Source organism: Psychrobacter sp. Marseille-P5312 (assembly GCF_900291405.1).
GTDB classification, from domain to species: domain Bacteria; phylum Pseudomonadota; class Gammaproteobacteria; order Pseudomonadales; family Moraxellaceae; genus Psychrobacter; species Psychrobacter celer.
On record NZ_OLML01000001.1, the window covers coordinates 706,862 to 728,861 of the forward strand.

The 22,000-nt window shown below is 48.1% G+C and carries 14 protein-coding genes; 2 read left to right on the forward strand and 12 right to left on the reverse strand.

Annotation, left to right across the window (positions count from 1 at the left end):
• Nucleotides 1–173: 173 nt before the first annotated feature.
• Nucleotides 174–1,334: an ABC transporter substrate-binding protein gene (locus C6W44_RS03060; RefSeq protein ID WP_227526342.1), complete on the forward strand. Its 1,161-nt coding sequence runs from the start codon at nt 174–176 to the stop codon at nt 1,332–1,334.
• A 73-nt stretch (nt 1,335–1,407) separates the two neighbouring features.
• Here C6W44_RS03060 and C6W44_RS03065 read toward each other — a convergent pair whose 3' ends face one another.
• The 11 genes from C6W44_RS03065 to C6W44_RS03115 all read right to left on the reverse strand — a co-directional run bounded on the left by C6W44_RS03065 (nt 1,408) and on the right by C6W44_RS03115 (nt 18,277).
• A complete protein-coding gene (locus tag C6W44_RS03065; RefSeq protein ID WP_105244175.1) occupies nt 1,408–2,619 on the reverse strand; it encodes an FUSC family protein in 1,212 nt (403 codons plus the stop codon).
• 205 nt (nt 2,620–2,824) lie between these two features.
• The gene (locus tag C6W44_RS03070) at nt 2,825–4,246 is read right to left on the reverse strand and encodes a glutamate synthase subunit beta (RefSeq protein WP_105244176.1); all 1,422 of its coding nucleotides are present in this window, start codon (nt 4,244–4,246) and stop codon (nt 2,825–2,827) included.
• A 144-nt stretch (nt 4,247–4,390) separates the two neighbouring features.
• The gene (gene gltB, locus C6W44_RS03075; protein ID WP_105244177.1) at nt 4,391–8,854 is read right to left on the reverse strand and encodes a glutamate synthase large subunit; all 4,464 of its coding nucleotides are present in this window, start codon (nt 8,852–8,854) and stop codon (nt 4,391–4,393) included.
• Nucleotides 8,855–9,769: 915 nt separating this feature from the next.
• Nucleotides 9,770–10,912, reverse strand: coding sequence for a hypothetical protein (locus C6W44_RS03080; protein WP_227526343.1), 1,143 nt, complete (start codon nt 10,910–10,912; stop codon nt 9,770–9,772).
• Between the two features lie 130 nt (nt 10,913–11,042).
• The gene (gene aroB / locus C6W44_RS03085; protein WP_105244178.1) at nt 11,043–12,149 is read right to left on the reverse strand and encodes a 3-dehydroquinate synthase; all 1,107 of its coding nucleotides are present in this window, start codon (nt 12,147–12,149) and stop codon (nt 11,043–11,045) included.
• Between the two features lie 72 nt (nt 12,150–12,221).
• Nucleotides 12,222–12,779, reverse strand: a complete 558-nt coding sequence (gene aroK / locus C6W44_RS03090) for a shikimate kinase AroK (protein WP_105244179.1) — start codon at nt 12,777–12,779, stop codon at nt 12,222–12,224.
• Nucleotides 12,780–12,937: 158 nt separating this feature from the next.
• The gene (gene pilQ / locus C6W44_RS03095) at nt 12,938–15,310 is read right to left on the reverse strand and encodes a type IV pilus secretin PilQ family protein (RefSeq protein WP_105244180.1); all 2,373 of its coding nucleotides are present in this window, start codon (nt 15,308–15,310) and stop codon (nt 12,938–12,940) included.
• A gap of 27 nt (nt 15,311–15,337) precedes the next feature.
• Nucleotides 15,338–15,871 (reverse strand): pilus assembly protein PilP, encoded by a 534-nt coding sequence (locus tag C6W44_RS03100; RefSeq protein ID WP_105244181.1) that lies wholly within the window; start codon nt 15,869–15,871, stop codon nt 15,338–15,340.
• Complete coding sequence (locus C6W44_RS03105; protein ID WP_105244182.1) at nt 15,868–16,575, reverse strand: type 4a pilus biogenesis protein PilO; 708 nt, start codon at nt 16,573–16,575, stop codon at nt 15,868–15,870. The genes C6W44_RS03100 and C6W44_RS03105 overlap by 4 nt, the downstream gene beginning before the upstream one ends.
• Nucleotides 16,572–17,222, reverse strand: a complete 651-nt coding sequence (locus C6W44_RS03110; protein WP_105244183.1) for a PilN domain-containing protein — start codon at nt 17,220–17,222, stop codon at nt 16,572–16,574. The genes C6W44_RS03105 and C6W44_RS03110 overlap by 4 nt, the downstream gene beginning before the upstream one ends.
• Nucleotides 17,222–18,277, reverse strand: a complete 1,056-nt coding sequence (locus tag C6W44_RS03115; protein ID WP_105244184.1) for a pilus assembly protein PilM — start codon at nt 18,275–18,277, stop codon at nt 17,222–17,224. Before C6W44_RS03115 ends, C6W44_RS03110 begins: the two co-directional genes overlap by 1 nt.
• Nucleotides 18,278–18,471: 194 nt before the next feature.
• Here C6W44_RS03115 and C6W44_RS03120 point away from each other — a divergent pair, with 194 nt between their 5' ends.
• The gene (locus C6W44_RS03120; RefSeq protein ID WP_105244185.1) at nt 18,472–21,090 is read left to right on the forward strand and encodes a penicillin-binding protein 1A; all 2,619 of its coding nucleotides are present in this window, start codon (nt 18,472–18,474) and stop codon (nt 21,088–21,090) included.
• 264 nt (nt 21,091–21,354) lie between these two features.
• Here C6W44_RS03120 and C6W44_RS03125 read toward each other — a convergent pair whose 3' ends face one another.
• A complete protein-coding gene (locus C6W44_RS03125) occupies nt 21,355–21,888 on the reverse strand; it encodes a DUF6586 family protein (RefSeq protein ID WP_105244186.1) in 534 nt (177 codons plus the stop codon).
• Nucleotides 21,889–22,000: the final 112 nt, after the last annotated feature.

Here is a 22,000-nt window from a genome sequence, read left to right on the forward strand (position 1 = left end):
GTACTTTTTATGGTGACGGTAGGCGCGGTCAAAATCTCTTTGCGCCGACCCTTTAAATCAGTAACACTAATGGTCATAATAGTATCAATCACCGTATGCAGCGTTTAGTGCTTTGTATACGCCCGTTTTTATGCCGTTTTATTGATTTGACTTTATTATTTAGGAGAGATATTTTGACACACGTATCATCATCCCAAGCGCCTGCCCGCTCTGTGGCCGGCATCGGTCGTCTATTGCCTACGGCCGTGACAAAGACTGCGCCAAAAGCCTTGCTTGCTATGGCAGTCGGCTTGGTACTTGCCAGCTGTAGTAGCTCTGACAATGCAGCAGCGGATGGCAGTTCTGGCACAAGCAATGAGACGCTTAATCTGTATAACTGGTCAGAGTATATGCCTCAAGAGATTCTCGATGGTTTTGAAGAAGAAACTGGTATCGCCGTCAATTACACCACTTTCGACTCCAACGAAGCGATGTACGCCAAGCTCAAGCTACTCGATGACTCTAGCCAATACGACTTGGCGATTCCATCGACGTACTATGTCGAAAAAATGGCCAAAGAAGGATTGTTGCAAGAGCTCGATAAATCAAAATTAAGCAACTTTAACAACCTTGATACGTCATTTACCAATACCAAGGTCGATCCAGACAATAAGTACTCGATTCCTTATATGTGGGGCAGTACAGGTCTTGCCATCAATGGTGATAGCGTCGACCCTGCGACCGTCAATAGTTGGAATGATCTGTGGGACCCGAAATACAAAGGTCAAGTGATGCTGACCAATGACGTACGCGAAGTCTTTGGTATGGCACTACTAACCCTCGGCTACTCAGGCAACAGCAGCAATCCTGAGGAAATAAAAGCCGCTTATGACAAGCTTACGACCTTGATGCCAAATGTCAAAACTTTTAACTCAGATGCCACGCGTATGCCGTATATCGAAGGGGAGACGACGCTTGGTATGACGTGGAATGGCGAAGCGGTCATGGCCAATGATGAAGGCTTGACCAGCTTGGTTTATAAATACCCATCTGAGGGTGCGATACTGTGGATGGATAACTTTGTCATTCCCAAAAATGCCAAGCAAGTGGATGCCGCGCATAAGTTTATCGACTACCTGCTTCGCCCCGAAAACGCCAAAATCGTCAGTGAAGAGATTGGCTATGCGTCGCCAAACTTAGCCGCACGCGAGATGATGGACGAATCAGTGCGCAACAATCCGGCGATTTACCCTTCTAAAGAAGTACTGGCAAAAGCAGAGTTCCAAGAAGATGTGGGTGATGAAGCCTTGCAAATGTATCAGCAGTATTGGGATAAGCTAAAAACAGGCCGTTAATAGCCATGACGTAATCGCTTAATCCTAGTAGTTCAAAAATAAAAACGCTGATCTAAGATCAGCGTTTTTTATATTATAAATGTAGATCTGTCTCGCCGCCTTTGTCCTCGATGCGGCGTTGCTCACGGCGCTGATAGCGTAGACCTGAGGCTGCAAACCACTGCGGTTTAGTCGTTTGTAACAAGTCGCTCAACTGTTGCAACTGGGTTTGCAAGGTTTGGGTCAACCAAAAGTATCCCTGCCACTCAAACGCTAAACGCTGTACGATTGGATACTCTGAGACGGCAATACGCGTAATGGGACGAAACACTTCATCACTGGGACTACGTAGCACCGCAGCCATATGCTGCATCGCTTGCGTCAACTCATGCTGATAATGAACCAATAAAACATGGTTCTCCTCATCGATTTCAATATTTGCCAAGCGCGGCGCTGCACTGAGCAGCAAATCAATCGTCCCGATAATATTACGGTGGGTACGTTGAATGGTCTCCAGCGTCTCTTTTTCGATCCCTGACTCACTTGCGGTTGCAGCGATATGTGGACGCACGGCCAGTAGGCGCTTATTGATCTGTTGTAATGTGGTGACCAACGCTCTATCAACAGGTATTTCTTCAACTGAAAAAGCCACTGGATTTGATTTATGGGTCGTGTTGCCCGCCGCTCCGTCCGCTGCATCAATATGATGGCCAACGCTTGCATATAAGCTGCTACAAGCATCAAGATTGCTACTCAATAGAAATCGCCACATCAGCGTTGATTTTAGCGGTAAAATGAGTGTGACTGCGACCGCCACGCCTGTCCCTAGCAAGATATTGAGCGCACGATAAATGCCGTCTTGACCAATACTACTATTGCCTAGATCGGAGACAATCATTAACATCGTAATACCCGTCAGCAGCCCTGTGTAGCCAAGCTTACGAACGGCCAGATAGCCAATAATGCCGCTTAATATACCGATAAGTGCATAGTCGATCCATAGCCATGCCCCTGCATTTTGATTGAACCACAACACCCCTAATGCTGTGCCAATACCTAGTAGCGTGCCCAGCACACGCTCTTTGGCTTTGGTATAGATAGCGCCTTGATACTGTAACAATCCTAAAATAATAAAAACCGTAATGGTGGTCCACTCACCATGCGGCAGGTTTGTGACTTTATTGACTAATAGCGCCAGTATGACAGCCACTCCCAGACGACAAGCATGTAACACATCTGCACGTTGATAACGAATGTAAGGCTCGATGAATGGAGCAGTAACACGCTGGTAAAAAGTTGATTTCACGCAAGGCTACTCTTTTTAGTGAATAAACGAGTTTTAGTGGATAAATGAGGTAAACGATAAAGCATATAGGGTACGCACAAACATGCTAGCAGTCGAGCTTTTATTTACCAAGCATCACTCAAAAAAAACGCCTTTTGTCTGATAAAAGACAAAAGACGTTTACATCACAAACCACTAATAAATCGTGGAATCTAAATCTAGGTAATTATACTTCTAAAAAGTCTAAGATACCTTCCGCCGCTTCGCGACCTTCCCAAATAGCCGTGACAACTAAGTCCGAGCCGCGCACCATATCGCCACCTGCAAAGATTTTGGGATTGCTGGTTTGAAATTTAAATGTCTGCTGCTCGAGCGCTAGCACGCGGCCCGAGCTATCCATGGCCACTTGCTGTCTCTCAAACCAGTCGGCAGGGCTAGGACGAAAACCAAAGGCCATAATCACCGCATCACACTCAATGATCTCTTCTGAATTTGGAATCGGCTCAGGACGACGACGGCCACGATTGTCTGGCGCGCCCAGTTGTGTGGTGACGACCTTGACGCCATTGACCTTACCATTTAGGCCGATGATTTCGGTCGGCTGACGGTTGAACAAAAACTGCACTCCTTCCTCGCGCGCATTAACCACCTCGCGGCGCGAGCCTGGCATGTTCTCTTCGTCACGACGATAAGCGCAGACGACGCGCTCGGCACCTTGGCGAATGCTGGTACGGTTACAGTCCATCGCCGTATCGCCGCCGCCAAGTACCACTACCTTTTTACCTTTTAGATCAATGTATTCGGATGGGTCTTTTTCCCAATCATTGCAGCGATTGACGTTGGCAATCAGATAATCTAGAGCGTCATAAACGCCGTCGAGCTCTTCGCCTACAAAGCCGCCGCGCATATAGGTATAAGTGCCCATTCCCATAAACACCGCGTCGTACTCGCTCAACAGCTCATCGATAGTGACGTCTGTACCGATTTCGGTCTCGAGGCGAAACTCAATACCCATGCCTTCAAAAATCACGCGGCGATTGCGCATGACGTCTTTTTCCATCTTAAACTCTGGGATACCAAAGGTCAGTAGGCCGCCAATCTCAGGACGCTTGTCAAAAACCACAGGCTTGACGCCATTTCTTACCAAGATATCAGCGCAGCCAAGACCTGCCGGCCCAGCCCCAATGATGGCAACTTTTTTGTCTGTCCAAACCACATCCGACATATCAGGTCGCCAGCCTAAGGCAAAAGCGGTATCGTTGATATATTTTTCGACATTACCGATGGTCACCGCGCCAAAACCATCGTTTAGCGTACAAGCGCCTTCGCACAAGCGGTCTTGAGGGCAAACGCGGCCGCATACTTCAGGCAAAGTATTGGTACGATGACACAGCTCTGCTGCCTGAAAGATTTGGCCTTCGGTGGCCAGCTTTAGCCAATTAGGGATGTAATTGTGAACTGGGCATTTCCACTCACAATAAGGGTTGCCGCACTCAAGACAACGATGGGCTTGCTGCGCCACCGCCTCGCTCTCAAACGGCTTATAAATCTCAACAAACTCTGTCGAGCGAGTGGCAATGTCTTTTTTGGCAGGATCTAACCGTGGTACATCTAAAAACTGAAAACTATTTTCTAAGCGTTTTGCCATGATAACTGTCTCTTCTCTAGGTGGCTTTTATCGTGGGTGGGGAGCCGCTGCGACACACTATCAGTCCATCTGATATATGTCACTGCGGGCACCGACCTGCGAAAAAACCAATGTATTAAAACGTCTCTTATACCCTATACCCGACTACTGTGGATCAGCCATGGTGGTTTTTAGGAGACTGGCAATATTCGCCGCTTTGGGCTTGACCAAGTAAAATTTGCGCACATAGTGCTCAAAGTCAGCCAATATCGTCTGGCCCCAAGCGCTGCCTGTTTTATCTACGTGGTTTTCTATCACTTGCTGCAAATAAATGCGGTGCTCTTCGGTTTGCTCGCTGGAGATACGGTTTAAATCAATCAGCTCGTGATTGCAGCGATCAAAAAAGTCGCCATCCATGTCGAGCACGTAAGCAAAGCCACCGGTCATCCCTGCACCAAAATTCAGCCCTGTCCGTCCAAGGATGGTCACCACGCCGCCGGTCATATATTCACAGCAGTGATCGCCTGTGCCCTCTATCACCGCTTGCGCCCCTGAGTTACGTACGCCAAAGCGCTCGCCTGCGGTGCCTGCCGCATATAACTTACCGCCTGTCGCACCATAAAGGCAAGTATTACCGATAATGGCGGTCTCTTGGGTACTAAAACTGGCACCCTTTGGCGGATAGATAACGATCTCGCCACCAGCCATACCTTTACCGACATAGTCATTGGCATCGCCTTCTAGCTCGATATTTAGGCCGCCTGCATTCCACACACCCAAGCTCTGCCCTGCTGTGCCCGTTAGATGCAGCTTGATTGGCATATCACTCATACCAAGATTGCCCCAGACTTGAGCGATCTCACCGGAGATACGCGCGCCGATTGAGCGATCGCAGTTGCCGATTGCATAGCTATAATCGCCGCCTGTACCTTGACGAATATTAAGCAGCATATCACTGACCATCTGCTCAGCGAGCAAGCCCTTATCAAATGGCTCATTACGCTCTACCTGACACGTTTGCGCGTTGCCAACGCTGGCTGGATGACTAAACAAGAGTGGCGTTAAGTCTAGGTGACGCTGCTTTGCAGTATTGCCTTCTAACACCTCGAGCAAGTCAGTACGTCCGACCAGCTCTTCCATACTACGTACGCCAAGGGCGGCAAGCCATTCACGTGTTTCTGTCGCCACAAACTTAAAGAAGTTAATGAGCATCTCCGCTTCACCGATGAAGTGCTCGTCACGCAACTTGGATTTTTGGGTAGCAACGCCTGTTGGACAGTTGTTTAAATGACAGATACGCAAGTATTTACAGCCCACCGCAATCATCGGCGTGGTACCAAAACCAAAGCTTTCTGCGCCAAGGATAGCGGCTTTTACCACATCAAGGCCTGTCTTGAGTCCGCCGTCCGTTTGTACCCGCACTTTATCGCGCAGGCCATTGACGCGTAGCGACTGATGCGTCTCTGCCAAGCCCAGCTCCCACGGCGAGCCTGCATGATGGATAGAAGACAGTGGTGACGCTGCCGTACCGCCATCATAGCCTGAGATGGTGATTAAGTCGGCATAGGCCTTGGCCACGCCTGTCGCGATGGTGCCAACGCCTGGACGTGAGACCAGCTTCACCGAGACCAAGGCATCGGGATTGACTTGTTTTAAGTCAAAAATCAGCTGCGCCAAGTCTTCGATAGAATAAATATCATGATGCGGCGGCGGTGAGATGAGTGTCACCCCTGGTACAGAGTAACGCAGGCGCGCGATCAGCGCATTGACCTTACCACCTGGCAGCTGTCCACCCTCCCCTGGTTTTGCACCCTGAGCGACCTTGATCTGCATGACTTCTGCTGAGCGCAAGTACGCAGGCGTGACACCAAAACGACCAGAAGCCACTTGTTTGATTTTTGAATTGCGCAGCGTGCCATAGCGTACTGGATCTTCGCCGCCCTCTCCTGAGTTTGAGCGGCCACCGATGGTATTCATCGCCATGGCGATCGCTTCATGTGCTTCTGGTGATAGAGCGCCAAGCGACATGCCCGCCGAATCAAAGCGTGTCAAGATAGCCGAGATGTCTTCGACCTCATTTACGTCAATTGAGTTATCTGTCTTTAGTTGCAACAAATCCCGCAAGGTTGCTACAGGGCGACTATTAACCAAGTCGGCATAATGACGATAATTGTCATAATCGCCTGTCCGCACAGCGGTGTGCAGGCTGTTAATCACATCAGGATTAAAGGCGTGATACTCTTTGTTAAAGACAAACTTGAGCAAACCACCTTGATCAAGGGGCGCACGGCGCTTAAAGGCGTTGGCCGCGAGTATGGCCTGATCTGCTGCCAGATCGGCAAAGGTGGCGCCTTTGATACGGCTTTGCACACCTTTAAAGCATAGGTTTACCACTTCTTCTGAGAGACCAACCGCTTCAAATAATTGTGCACCGCGATAAGAGACGATGGTTGAGATACCCATTTTTGATAAGATTTTTAGCAAACCTTTATCCAAGCCTTTACGGAAATTGACCCGCGCCTGAATCGGATCGCCAAGCAGCTCACCACTTGCCACCAAGTCATCGATAACATCATAAGCCAAATATGGATAGACGCAGGTGGCGCCAAAGCCAATTAATACCGCCACCTGATGCGAGTCACGCGCCAGCCCCGTCTCGATGATGAGATTGGCATCGGTGCGGATACCTTGGGAGATCAGATAATGATGCACTGCCCCTGTCACCATGATGGCATTGGCAGGGACTTTGTCGGCGACGATGTTTTTGTCAGACAGTACGATCAAGGTATTGCCCGAGCGGATGTTATCTGCCACTTCTTCGCAAATAGCAACGATAGCATCAGATAGCTCTAGAGTACGGTCATAGTTCAGATCGATACGAGCCATCTTGAATGCTGGATCATCCAGCGTTTCAAGCTGCTGCATCTTGCTGGCTGACAAGACTGGTGATGACAAAATAATACGATGAGCATCTTTTGCTGATGGCGCAAACACATTGGTTTCAGCGCCGAGACACGTCTGTAGTGACATCACGATTGACTCACGTAATGGGTCAATCGGTGGGTTGGTCACCTGCGCGAACTGCTGACGAAAAAAATCGCCGACATGACGAATTTGCTGCGACAGCACTGCCATTGGTGTGTCATCGCCCATCGAGCCCACTGGCTCTTGACCATTTTCGGCATTAGGACGGATGATTTCGGTGCGCTCTTCATTGGTGATGTGATACATCTTTTGTAGGGCCTTGAGTGGCTCGCCGCGGCAGGCCTGCGCCGCCAGCTGCTCTTCTAGGCGCTCATCATCACGGATACGGGTCGCTTCTTCGCGCAGCCATTTGCGATACGGGTGCGCTTTTTTTAGTAAGGTGGCTATGGCTTTGGTATCTAAAATCTGGCCAGTCATGGTATCGATGACCAGCATTTGACCGGGACCGACGCGGCCTTTTGCCAGTACATCTTTTGGCGCATAATCCCAAACACCCACCTCAGAGGCGACCGTAATGTAGCCATTCTTCGTCGTCACCCAGCGCGATGGGCGCAAGCCATTGCGATCAAGCATGCACACCGCATAGCGCCCGTCTTGAATCACCAGACCCGCTGGCCCATCCCATGCCTCCATATGCTGCGAATAAAACTCATAAAACGCGCGCAAATCCATGTCCATGCTATCGACGTTCTGCCATGCCGGTGGTACCAAAATTGACATCGCATGAAATAAGTTCATACCACCAGACATCAGTACTTCAAGCATATTATCTAAGCTTGATGAGTCAGAGCCTGTGGTATTTACAAGCGGCGTCAATTTATTTAGATTCGGCAGTTTGTCTGATTTGAGCTTTGGTGTGCGAGCTTTAGACCAGTTACGGTTGCCCGTGATGGTATTCAGCTCACCATTGTGCGCCAGATAGCGAAACGGCTGCGCAAGCGGCCAGCGCGGTAAGGTATTGGTAGAAAAACGCTGGTGGAATACCACAATATGTGAGGCCAGGCGCTCATCTTGCAAATCCAAAAAGAACGCTGGCAAGTCAGACGGCATCACCAACCCTTTATAGATAATCGTCTGAGCGCTCAACGAGCACACATAAAACAACTCATCGTCTGCCAAACGTTGCTCGGCTTTTTTGCGCGCGACAAACAGCTTACGATTGAAATCATCTGCTGATAAATCATCAGGCGCATTGACAAACACTTGCTTAAAATCAGGCAATGTCTCACGGCCTATGTCACCGACAATCGTCAAATCAAGTGGCACATTACGCCAGCCCGCCACATCCAAACCTTGTGCAGTAATCTCTTCAGAGAGTATTTGCTGGCTGTGTTTTGCTTTAGCAGCGTCGAGATTGACAAAGACCATGCCCACCGCAAAGTTATCAGTAATATCAAACTGCAGCTCGGCGGCAATTTTTTGAAAAAACTTGGTCGGCGTTGCCAACAATAGACCACAGCCGTCACCCGTCTTACCATCAGCAGCAACACCGCCACGGTGCGTCATACAGCTTAAGCTATGAATGGCTGTTTTTACCAAATCATGGCTGGCCTCACCCTCAATGTGAGCGATCAAACCAAAACCACAGTTATCAGAGAAATCATCTGGCGTGGCCAAATGCGTATGGGAGGAAATCATTGACATGGCTAGTCCTTTTAATTGAACGGGTCGCTTATCATCCAATGCGGAGCATAAACGGCTATCCGTAGGCAGAACGGGCTAATAATTAATATTCGTATATCCGAATTAATAATTGATGTGACGTTCTTATTCATCATACTCTGAGAATCAGGTTAGCACCTTGACCCTCCTAGTCATTAATGATGTCTGAACAGATAATTAATGTATGAATAGACAGTAAGTAATAGATCTTGGCAATCAGATAAAAATCGTTTTATCTGCCAGTTACTCAGTTCTCAATCACATGCTATTGTTAACTGGAGTATCGCTTGTCACCGTGTATTACCGAACGCTATGATTATATTGGCTAGGTAGTGTAACGGTGCGATGATTTATATTGAATATTTGACGCTCTGTATTTAAGCGCTTTATTCACTCTAAAAAGAGCGACCGTAAGGGAGGCTGCGCCATTTATTATCGTATAAATGCAAATAAAAATGGCGGCGCTTGGGACAACAAACAGTAGCAAAGCGTCTTATAGATTTGATGCAAGCACTCACCGAATGCTCAATAAATAGTTATTTACGATAACTATACAGAACGTCGCCCACCGTTATCTTAGTTAATGATTGGCAAAAAATCTAGTCTTTTCTATCGATTCATCACCCATATTTTGTAAGAGAACGTATTACTAATGGTTATACAACGACGAAAAACAGCAGATAAAAATGCATATAAAGGCAGGTTTCAGCTATCATTTAAGCCATGGTTCATGCAACTAAGATAGCAGAACATCAAAGCAGAAGCGGTAACTGGAGAAAATAACAACTGTCACTTGACACATAAAATACCTGCCAAAAAAAACCCACCAGTATCTTTGCTAATGGGCTTTATTACTATCGCTACGGCTATGACTCTAATCAAATCAACAGACGCAACTTAATTGCTTTTTTCTTCAATCAGCTCTTTAATACTGTCGCCGTTATTTTTGGCAGCGTTATCGTTTTTAGCTACACCTTGGTTGGTACTTTTATTGTCCGTGCCGGTATTGCTATTTTTATTGGGATTACTGTTTTTATTGCTGGCGTTATTGGCACCGCTATTTGCCGCATTGTTTGCGCCCACATTTGCCCCACTACTACTTGGCGGCTTCGGCGTTGGCACGACTGGTGGCTTCTTATTGCTACTATCACCGCCTGCCGCTACCGGTTTTTGATTGTCCGCAGGTTTGTTGCTCGACTCTTCGTTGCCTGCGGTCACAGACGACTGCTCTTCACCGCCTATGATACGCTCCTCAGTAACAGATAAGGTCTCAGAAGTGTCGATAGACTGGCGAATACTGGTCTCACTGCTACTCGGTGCGCGCCGTGTTTCATCGACGTCGTTGCTGTCATCGGCAGGTTGACGCACTGGTACTTCGCGCTTGGTCGGGCGCAAATCAACCGCGCGCACTCGCCTATTGCTCAAATCTTTTATGGGATCGGGGCGCTCATAATTATCGATGATACCGATATAGCGATTGATTTCTTCTGGCAACACGCGGACATCAGCCGGTAATTTAAAGTCCACCAGTTTTGAGGCGCCAACCGCTTCTTGCGGACTGCTCATCAGCCCATAAGTTAGCATATAACGCGCTTGGTTTTCGTCATCTAAATAGCGAAAATACGCAAACTTTTTGCGATCATCACGGCTTTCTAGATAGCTGACGATGACGTCGTTTTCGGCGACATTCATCACCTGCACTGTCCATTTGCCCTTGTTTGCTAGCAAATAGCGCTTGTCTTTGAACTCATCAGGATAGCTGCGCAAATCGCGAATGGTCGCATCAAAGCTGAGCGGCTGCACATCCGTATCCAGCTCATGCAAGGATTCTATGGTGAGCGGCTGCTCAAGCTCAGCACTAAGCGGCTGCGGCGTGGTTATCGGTGCGTTTTCGATTTTGGCACCCATCGCTGGAGTCTGACTAAACATCCAAACCAAAGCGGTAACCACGCCAAGTAGCAACGTCGCTACCAGCCAAATCAATGCTTGGCGGCGATATGCTTGGCTTGCGCTACGCGTCGTCGATCTTGGTGCTGCCATGAGAGTATCCTTGGTGAAAATAGGGTTAAGAACGCAACATAAAGACTTGTTGAAATAAATGCCAGCGGTCACGTTAGGCGCTAAACGCACATTGTCTTCACCAAACGCTTATGATTGTAAAATCAGTATCTTACGTACTGTGTGCGGCCAGCACGTCGGTTAATAGCGTGGCATCAAAGTCATTGGTCAATACCGCCTCACCCAGTGATTTTAACAAAATCAGGCGGATTTGTCCGTGTTTCACTTTTTTATCATGGCCCATCAGATCAAGCGCAGTGTCCACCGCGATCGCAGGCGGATAGATGGGCAGGTTTGCCAAGGTCAACACATGCTTAACACGCGCCACCTCCTCATTACTTAGCCAGCCCATTTTTTGTGAAAGCTCGGCGGCCTGTACCATACCTGCCGCCACAGCCTCGCCGTGTAGCCAGTTGCCGTAGCCTTGATGCGTCTCGATCACATGACCAAAAGTATGGCCAAAGTTAAGCAAGGCACGCACACCTGACTCGCGCTCGTCTTGGGCCACGATATCGGCTTTATATTGACAGCAGCGTTTTACCGCTTCACCAAGCACGGCCAAATCCAGCGCCATCATGGCAGGCAGATTGCTCTCCAGCCACTGCAAAAAACCGACATCCATGATAAGAGCATACTTGATGACCTCTGCCAGCCCTGCTGAGAGCTCACGAGCGGGCAAGGTTTTGAGTGTACTCATATCAGCCAATACCATTTGCGGTTGCCAAAAAGCGCCAATCATGTTTTTGCCTTGTGCATGATTGATGCCTGTTTTGCCGCCGACACTAGAGTCTACTTGTGACAGCAATGTCGTTGGTATCTGGATAAAATTCACGCCGCGCATAAAACTTGCCGCCGCAAAGCCTGTCATATCGCCAATGACGCCGCCACCTAGGGCGATGAGCGTCACGTCACGGTTGAAATGGGCATCCATCAGTGCATCATAAATCTGATTGATACTGTCTTGGTTTTTATACTGCTCACCATCTGGCAGCACACAGACTCTCACAGCAAAGTGCGCGGCCAGCGCTTGTTCAAATGCAGATAGGTATAAAGGCGCAACCGTCTCATTGGTGACGATTAAAACCTGACGGCCCGTGATATAAGGCGCCACTTGCTGCGCCATACTGCCATTTTTGCCCGCGTCTTCAGTGATAATAATGGGATAATCATGGCTTTGTGTCTGAACGGTTAAACCCTCAAAAAACTGTGGCGTGGCCATGAAGTACTCCTTAAATAGTGGTCATAAGCGATGAGCAGCTGACTGTCCGTCATCCATACAGTATCTATACAGTTAGCTTTGGTTATTTGGGGCGGTAATGGCAGACATATCAAACGATGCCAGCTGCTGCAAAAGTTGATTGACCATATAACGCGGATAAGTATGGCCAGTTGGCATGATGATATGCGCCACTTGACGATATAGCGGATCACGGATGCTGTAGAGATCCTGCAATATCTGCTTGGGGTTGGGCTGCTGTAGCAATGGTCGCGACTTGTCTTTTGCCGTACGCGCCATTTGCACATCAACGGGGGCATTGAGATACACGACGATGCCACGCTGGTGCAAAAACGCGCGATTTTCGGCAGACATGACCGCACCGCCACCAGTTGCCAATACAATTTGCGGTTTTTGGGTCAACTCATCGATGGCGCGTGTCTCACGCTCGCGAAAGCCTGCTTCACCTTCTTTGGCAAAGATCCACGCAATATCGGCACCTGTTTGCGACTCGATATACCAGTCACTATCCAAAAACTCACGTCCTAGCTGCTTAGCCAGCAGTTTACCGATTGTCGTTTTCCCTGCTCCCATCGGCCCCACTAAAAACACCGACGGCAATTCCTCCACCATAGTACTTACTCAGCTAAATTAGCTATGATACAACGTCATTGATATTCTGGCTAGTAACGAGCCGCGATAATTGTCCGCAAAATCTCATCCATCTTTCGGCTGACTCATAAAAAAAGCAAGCACTCAGGCTCGCTTTTTTAAAGTAGTTCAACCTGTGATTAATTCAAGCGGCTGGTACCATCATTGATGAGTTTTGGTGTGACAAAGATCAATAGCTCTTCTTTGGCATTACTACGCACATCTTTGCGGAAGGCGCGGCCAATATACGGCAAATCCCCTAAGAAAGGCACTTTATCCACGCCGTTACTGGTACGGTTTTTGAACACGCCACCTAAGACCACGGTCTGGCCATCTTCGATGATAACGTTGGTTGAGATTGAGTCTTCAGCGATGGCGACCTGATTGTTGATGATGGTCGGTGTGCCATTGGTGATGAGGAGTTGTAGGCCAATTTTACCATCAGGGGTGATGTTTGGCGTGGCCTCCAAGCTCAGCGCCGCTTCTTTAAAGCTGGTGGTGGTCGCGCCACTGGCTGAGGCCTCTTGATACGGAATCTGAGTCCCAGATGACACCTTTGCGGTTTGTTTATCCGCGGTCAAAATCTTCGGCGTCGAGATGACTTCACCGCGATTGTCCGCTTGCAGCGCTGATAGCTCAAGGTCGAGCATCACATCTGACATACTGAGCAAACCAAAGGCAATACTACCCGCTGGGTTGGCCACACCCAAATCGACGTTTAGGTTATCAGGCCGCGTGATGTCATAAGAGGGATACGAGACCGTCTGGCCGTTGACGGTGGTGGTTTCTACATCAAATTCTTTTAAATCCCACAATGTCTGGTTACTGCCACCCACCAATAAGTTACGGTTATTGGCCGCACCATTTGACAAAATACCCCAACGAACACCGATCTCTTTACTAAAGCTGTCGGTCGCACTGACAATACGCGCCTCGATCATCACCTGACGCACCGGAATATCGATTTTGCTGATCAGTTTATGAATGTTTTCAATGCTGTCTGCCACATCTTTGACAATCAAGGTATTGGTACGCTCATCCACAGTGACGGTACCGCGATTTGACAACAAAGAGTTATTGTCGTCGGCACGGTTTGAGCTACTACCAGAAGAGCCGCTGCCTTGAGAAATCAATGTCAGAACATCTTGCGCTTTAGCATAGCTTAAGCGGATGTACTCTGTACGTAACGGTGCAAAAGACTCAACCGCTTGCTGCGCTTCAAGCTCACGTGCTTCTTGCTCTGCAAGCTCTGTCGCCGGCGCGACCAAAATCACATTGCCGTTTTCACGTTTGCCCAGATTTTTACTCTTTAAAATAATATCAAGCGCTTGATCCCAAGGCACGTTGATCAGGCGCAACGTGATGTTACCTGCCACCGAATCACTTGCCACGATATTCATCTCGGTAAACTGCGCCAAAATATCTAAGACGCTGCGGATCTCGACATCTTGGAATTCCATAGACAGTGGCTCACCACTATAGACCCTTTCTTCGAGCGTCGGCTCACGCAGTAGCTCAGGCTTACTGATGCTGATATTTAGCTGATTGCCTGACTGGTACGCTTGATACTCATAGTCGTCGTTCATATTGATGGTGACGACACCATTTTGACCTTGGTTTTTGGTATCAATACTACTAACCAGACCGCTATTGATATTTAGACGACGCAGCAAGTTTCTAGGCACCGTACTGCCTGTCAAACGGACGACCAGCTTATTGCCTTGGCGTTGTACATCTACTGGAATGGCTTCATTGGCCAAAGCGATACTGATATTACCACCACCATCGTTACCTGCAGCAAAATTGACGGCGGTTAGGCCTTCATAGCTATATTGCTTACTCACTTGTGAGGCGGCAAGCTGTGGATCCAATAGCGGATTGACCCGAACCACCATCGTATCTGCGGGCACTTGGTTTTTGACCACCGTAGTATTAGTGCTATTGACGGCCGCAACAGGAACGCTACTGGTTTCTACAATGGGGGTGACAACTGCTGTGGTTGTCATGCCACTACTGTTATTCAGCACATCTTGCACAGGATCATTGGTGATTACTTGATTAACGACGGGCTGATTAACCACGGGGCGGCTAGGGTCAGTGATGGTCAGCAGCAAATCATTACCATCGACCGCTGTGGTATAGTTGCCTGCTTGCTTGAGACCCACAATGAGACGCGTGGTGCTGTCGCTGCTTAGTGTCGTGACATCATTGACCATACCGATGTTGTATTCGTTAAATCGGCTAGCCAGCCCATTTTGCACTTGTTCAAAATCTAGTACCAAACGGCTTGGATCATCTAGCTGATAGGCTGCAGGCAATGCTGGCGCACCGGCAAAGCTCAAGCGCATTTGCGTCACAGCTGGCGCAGTTTGTACCACAGAGACGTTATTGATACGCTGGGCAGCTTGGGCATGGTTACTCACTGCTACCATACTGACTGCCAATGCTGAAACGGCAAAAGCAGAAGATACGCGGTTACTCATCGTCATTACCTTGTTGTTGCGTACTGTCATTATTTATTCCTCAAAAAATCTGCCGACTTAGCTTATAGGAGAGACCAGCGACTGGGGTTTTTCGATAAACCCTGCGCGGCTGTCTGGCACAATTTCAATCAAGTTAATCTGGGTCGGCGTGATTTCAACAATACGGCCGTCATTCAATCCAAGATAATCACCTACTTTCACACTCGCAACTGAGCCATCAGGACGTTGTACCAACGCATATCGCTGACCTTCAGGCGAAACAACGACACCGCGAAAGACCAGCTGTGATAGCTCGTACTGCTCAAGCGGCCCTTTGACTCTGGTAATATCAGGGCGTACACCATCGATAGGCGTCGTCGGCCCTTGTACATTGACCAAACTTGGGGGCAAAAACGGACTGCGCTGCGTGCTTGCGCTGTATACAAAATCTTCTACCAGCTCCGCCTTAGGTGGGGGCTCAATCGGCTGCGCTGGCTGGTTGCGTATGTCATTCATCGACTGCTGTGCCATCCCTATGCGATCGCTACAGCCCGTCATCGACAACACAACCATACTTAACGCCAGTAACGTGGGCAGTTTATTTATCATCATTGACTGTCTCCTGCAGCAGCGGCATCACCTTCAGGATTTGCTTCTTTTGAACGATAGGTTTTGGTTTGTAGTACCAGATTTAGCTCTGGCAATACATCCAAGCTCGGCTGCGGGTTACTCACCTCAAAATCATGCATCGTGATGATACGAGGTAGAGCAGCCAGTCCACTGATAAAGCTGCCAAACTGATGATACTCACCCAATGCGGCAATACGTATCGGCTGCTCAATAAAAAACTCGTTTTCAATTTCAGGCTCAACCGAGATATCCTGAAAACGAATATTACTGCCCACACCAGTCATGTTGATACCCTCTACCAGCTCTGACACCCGTGTGTCTTTTGGTAGTTGATCAAGTAACGAGTTAAACTCAGCTTCCATCTGCACCACTTGCGTTTTATACGCTTCTAAGTGACGGGCGCGTGATTCTTTTTCACGATAACTATCGAGCAAGGTTTGCTGCTGGCTTTCGGCGGCATTGATTTCATCGATTTTGCTACTGATCGGCAGCGCCCATGACAAGGCGGCGATAAAAACAATGATAAGCCCTATCACCGTTACCTTGACGGGTAATGGCCAGCTACCATAGTTTTCGGAGTCTAACGACTCAAAACTGCGACGAAACTCTTGTAAGTCAAACTGCTTTTTTGGCTTTAGGTCTGCTTTTTTGATTTTGATTAGGCTTTTTTTGCGGCTCAGTTTCATAACGCACCTCCAAGCCCATCACCCTCGTCAGGTGTGGCCGTCTCTGACTGCACCTTTGTGGTTACCACAAACTGTACATAGCTGTCTTCTGGATAAACAGGGCGCGTCTGCTCACCTGTATTGATGGTGTTATTTAGCGCAGGCGCTGCCTGATAAGCACTGATGTTTTGTTGAATATTGCTGACAGCAGAGTTACCCATCCATTTACTACTATCGAGATTACGAATCAGATTGGACACCACATTTGGGTTATCTGCCAGGCCGGTCAAGGTGATGACATCCCCTTCGCGCTTGAGATTATTGAGATAAAGTGCCGACGGCATTGCTTTAGCCAAATCGTCCCATAGACGTACAGGAACAGGGCGGCGACCTTGTAAGTCTTGAATCACTTGCATGCGTGAGATAATATCTTCACGGCGCTGCTCTAAGCCATCGATTTCGCTCAACACGGTGTCTAAGCGCGCGTTTTCTTGTTCAATCAAAGCATTGGCATCGAGCTGCTCTTCAAGCTCATTGTTAAAATAGCTCCACGTAGCAAATGCGGCCAACAACGTTAGTAGTGTCACAGCTACCACAAGCGTGATAAACTCTTTATTGCGGCGTTCGCGCTCTTCGGCGCGCCAGGGTAAGAGGTTAATACGAGCCATTAGTCAAAGCTCCTTAACGCAAGACCACATGCGGCCATGAGGCTTGGGGCATCGATCGCCAGTTGCTCATTATCGATATGTGGCGCGATGGTCATATTGGTAAATGGATTGGCGATACTGACAGTCACACCCAGTTTTTGTTGCGCCATTCCAGCCAGACCGGGAATCGAGCTACTGCCCCCCGCGAGGACCACGTGATCGATATTGCTGTATTGGCTCGAAGAAAAATAGAACTGCAAAGAGCGAGTGATTTGCTGAATAGTGTTTTCGATAAACGGTGTCAATACCTCAGGATAGTAATCGTCAGGCAAGGTGCGCTCACGCTTACTCAGCGCCGCTTCCTCAGACGATAAGCCATAACGATTTTGTATTGCCTCTGTCAGCTGAGCACCGCCAAATAGCTGTTCGCGGCTATAGATAAATTCGCCATTTTTGGCGACATATAAGGTGGTTTGATTGTGACCAATATCTACCAAGGCGACCAATTCTGGTAGCCCTGGTAAATTATCTACCATCAAGCCAAAAGCACGCTCAATGGCGTGCGACTCAATATCCATGACCTTGGTTTGCATGCCGCCGAAGGTTAAGGCATCGACGCGTTGGTCGACATTCTCCGAGCGTGAGGCCGCCAGTAGCACCTGCACCATATCGTCACTGACCAGAGAAGGGCCTAAGACTTCAAAGTCCAGGTTGACGTCTTCAAGAGGATAAGGCACGTATTGATCGGCATCGAGACGTATCTGCGCTTCGCGCTCGACATCGCTGAGTGCCATATCCATATCGATGATCTTGGTAATCACTGCTGACCCTGATACGGCTGTCGCTGCATGGGCATTAGCCACTTGACAACGTCTGGCCAAACTGGCAATCGTATCACCAACGGCTTCAGTATCCACGATGAGTTTATCGACGACTACGCCTTCCGGTAGTCTTTCAATGCCATAAGATTTTAAGTGGAACATGCCTTGTTGGCGCTGTATGTCAACCAACTTTACTGAGGTGGCACAGATATCCACTCCAATCAAATGTCGACTTTTGGGAGTAAATAGCCTCACAAACTCTATACCTTATATTAAGTGTACAATCTGATAGTTATTTGTAATAATTGAATACAATACTTTACTTAATAGATAGATTCAAGCATTTAAAGTATATATTAAGGCTAACTTACACATTTATTATGACCTCCCTATTTCGTTCAAGGTATAATGCACTATCTGTTGCAAATCATTAATTAATAAGTCTTATTATGGCCAAAAAAAATGCTACTGCTCACATTATTCACTTTTTGGTAGGGCTATTTATCGCTTGTTTAGCCTTGGCGGTTGTCCTAGCAATGGCAGTTCCTATTGGCTTTTATGGCATGGCCATGTATTTATCGCCTACCCTGCCAAGTACGCAAGAGATAAAAACCGCGACGCTAGAAATGCCATTGCAGATATATAGTAGTGATGACAAACTCATCGGTCAATACGGCAATCGTTTATCATTACCGATCACTTTTGAGGAAATCCCTGAAGATCTGACTCATGCTTTTTTGGCCGCAGAAGATGCGTCTTTTTTCCAGCACAGTGGTATCAGCATTAAAGGTTTAGGTCGCGCAGTCACCGAAGTGGTGACCGATGATGATAGTCAAACAGGTGGCTCAACCATCACCATGCAGGTGGCCAAAAACTACTTTTTGAGCCCAGAGCGTACCTTAAATCGTAAACTAACTGAGCTGTTTTTAGCTCGTAAAATAGAAGACGAGCTCAGTAAAAACGACATTTTGACCCTTTATGTCAATAAGATTTATTTGGGTGAAGGCGCTTACGGCATCCGTGCGGCCGCCAAAAAATACTATAGTAAGTCACTAGACAACCTCACCATTGCAGAGATGGCAATGCTGGCAGGTCTGCCAAAAGCCCCTTCTAAGTACAATCCTGTCGCCAATCCTGAGCGCGCCCTGACCCGCCGCAACTGGATCATTGGCCGTATGCATGAGCTGGGTTATATCAGTCAAGCGCAGCATGATGAAGCAGTCAACTCCCCCATCGGCATCAAGCTCTATCAAGAAAAACTCGATGTTAATATGCCTTATTTGGCAGAGATGGCACGCTCTACCTTAGTAAATCGCTATGGCGAGCAGGTCATGCATGGCGGCTGGCGCGTACGTCTGACCGTCGATAGTAAAGCGCAAACCGATGCAGAGGCCGCCGTACTCAAAGGTCTCATCGCTTATGAGCATCGCCATGGCTGGCGCGGCGCTGAAGCGAATGATGAGCCATTAGAGAACTTCCGTCGGTATAGTAACCTATCACCTGCCAAAGTGACAAAAGTAAATGCTCGTAGTTTTGAGGCCACTATCCCCTCGGGTGAGACGGTGACGGTTAACTGGTCTGGGATGAGCTGGGCGCGCAAATACATCTCTGCCGATCGTATCGGTTATTATCCAAGTAATGCCAGTCAAGTCGTCAGTAAAAACGATATTGTGCGCCTGATTCCGACAGCAAGCAACCGCTGGCAGCTGGCTCAAATTCCTGACATACAAGGCAGTCTGGTTTCATTAAACCCAGAAACAGGCGCGCTCAATGCTTTGGTCGGTGGTTTTGATTTTAACCACAGCAAGTTTAACCGAGCGCTGCAAGGCTGGCGGCAACCTGGCTCTACCATCAAGCCTCTAGTCTATACCGCAGCCCTAGAAAAGGGCTACCGCCCTGATAGTATCGTCTCAGACCGCCCTATCCAAGTTGGAGACTGGAAACCCAAAAACTCTGACGGGCGTTTTTTAGGAGACATCACCTTACGTCGCGGTTTGTATCTATCGCGCAATCTTGTCTCTATTCGTCTGTTACAGGCCGTCGGTATCTCTGATACTCGTACATTATTAGACGAGTTTGGTCTCGATAAAGAAAAGCTGCCAACTACCCTATCGTTGGCATTAGGTACAGGACAAGCGACACCGCTACAGATGGCCACCGCTTATGCAACCTTTGCCAATGGCGGTCACCGCATACAGCCTTATTTTATTGAGCAAATTTATAACTACAATAACGAGCTGCTTTTTCAGGCCAACCCGCAGCAAGCCTGCGCCTCATGTTTCAATGAGCAACTAGAACGCGTCAACAAAAAACTGCTAGAAGACTATGATAGCGCGCTCGAACAAGCGGCAACTGTAGATGCAGCAGCAGACTCAAAAGACCGTGATACCGAAGCAGGTACACAGAGCGATCAAAGCCATATCTATGATGCCAGTCCGCAATCAGATCGCCTAAAAGCGCCTGCAGTACAGTACGTGATGGCCAAACAAGCACCGCGTATCTTAAAGCCTAGAGTGGCCTTTGAGATGGCAGACATATTACGTGATGTTGTACAGCATGGCACGGCAAGAAGAGCAAAAGCACTGGGACGTGATGATATCGGTGGTAAAACTGGTACCACCAACGAAGCAAAAGACGCTTGGTTTGCAGGGTTTCATCCCAGTAACGCAACCGTCGTCTGGATGGGCTTTGACCAACCATCGACCATGGGTCGGCGCGAATACGGCGGCGTGGCAGCGCTACCAGTATGGATTGACTTTATGAAAGCCCAGCTCAAAGACACCCCTCATCAATGGGTCTCTATCAATAATCGCTCAAAATCCAAAAAACAAAAACAAAAAATCATAGAAATGACGGATGATGGTATCGTTACTAGCGATGAAGACGACAATACGCCTACCGACACTGTATCAGAAAAACCTGTCAAAACCAGCACCCAGCAGCGCAAGCCGCCAGCACCTGAGCCGGTCGAAGACGAGCGTTCAGCACCAACGACCCGTCATGATAGCGTACCGCAAAATCCGCTATCGGTAACCCCGGTGGAGCGTATGCCAGCCATGCCTGAGTAGCCCTAGTATGAGTATGGTTAATTCATTTTAAAACCGATACAGTGCAGCTTGTATGAGTTTTGCGCAGCATCTGTCAGCGTAGACACAGCAAGTAAGAAAAATGTATACCAGTTGCACGTTAATTTGAAACTATCGGCTTTATTTTGAACTGGCTATACTTTATATAAAAAGCGTGTTTGACCATGATCAAACACGCTTTTTTCTTGATGCTGTCATGTAAGGTAGGGCCAAAAAGCCGTTAAACAACAGTATGGATTAGGGTGGTTAAAACTCAACCATACCCGCACGCAGCTGATCTATCAGCTCTAAGAGCTGCTGACGCCACTCGCGGATGGTGGCTTCATCTGGCAGCCACTGATTCGATAACGTCACAACGTTGACAATAAGATCAGTCGCTTTTGCCGTATCTCTACTCGCACTTAGCGTCTCATCAATCACTGTATCTGGCGGTACCGCATACAAGCTACGCTGATACGCGCGCTCTATGTTGGCCACAAAGCCCTGCTGCTGCAACTGTTGTAAACGCTGGACTTCAGGCGATACCTGCGTGCGCGCACTTAGTGCTTGCTCGATGTCGCACAATGTCGGCGCTGTCATGTTTAAACCATAAAAATGTCCAAGCTCCTGAGTAAAAGCCAACAACGCACCATATAAATGAAAAATAGCGGTTTCACAATGAGCCTGATATAGCTGCTTATCATTACTACTGTCCGCCGCTTGGCAGGCAAGACGACAAAAATACAGCTTTTGATTGGTGCGGTCTGCTTGATACTTGGCAACACGGGTTTTACCAGCCATTGGTGATTTATCCTTCTATAAGATATTAAGTGAGGGCTTATTTCTCAGTGTACTATTTTTTTGGATAACAGTACCACGTCTTTCTGACTTTTGTACGTGCACAAAAAAGCCA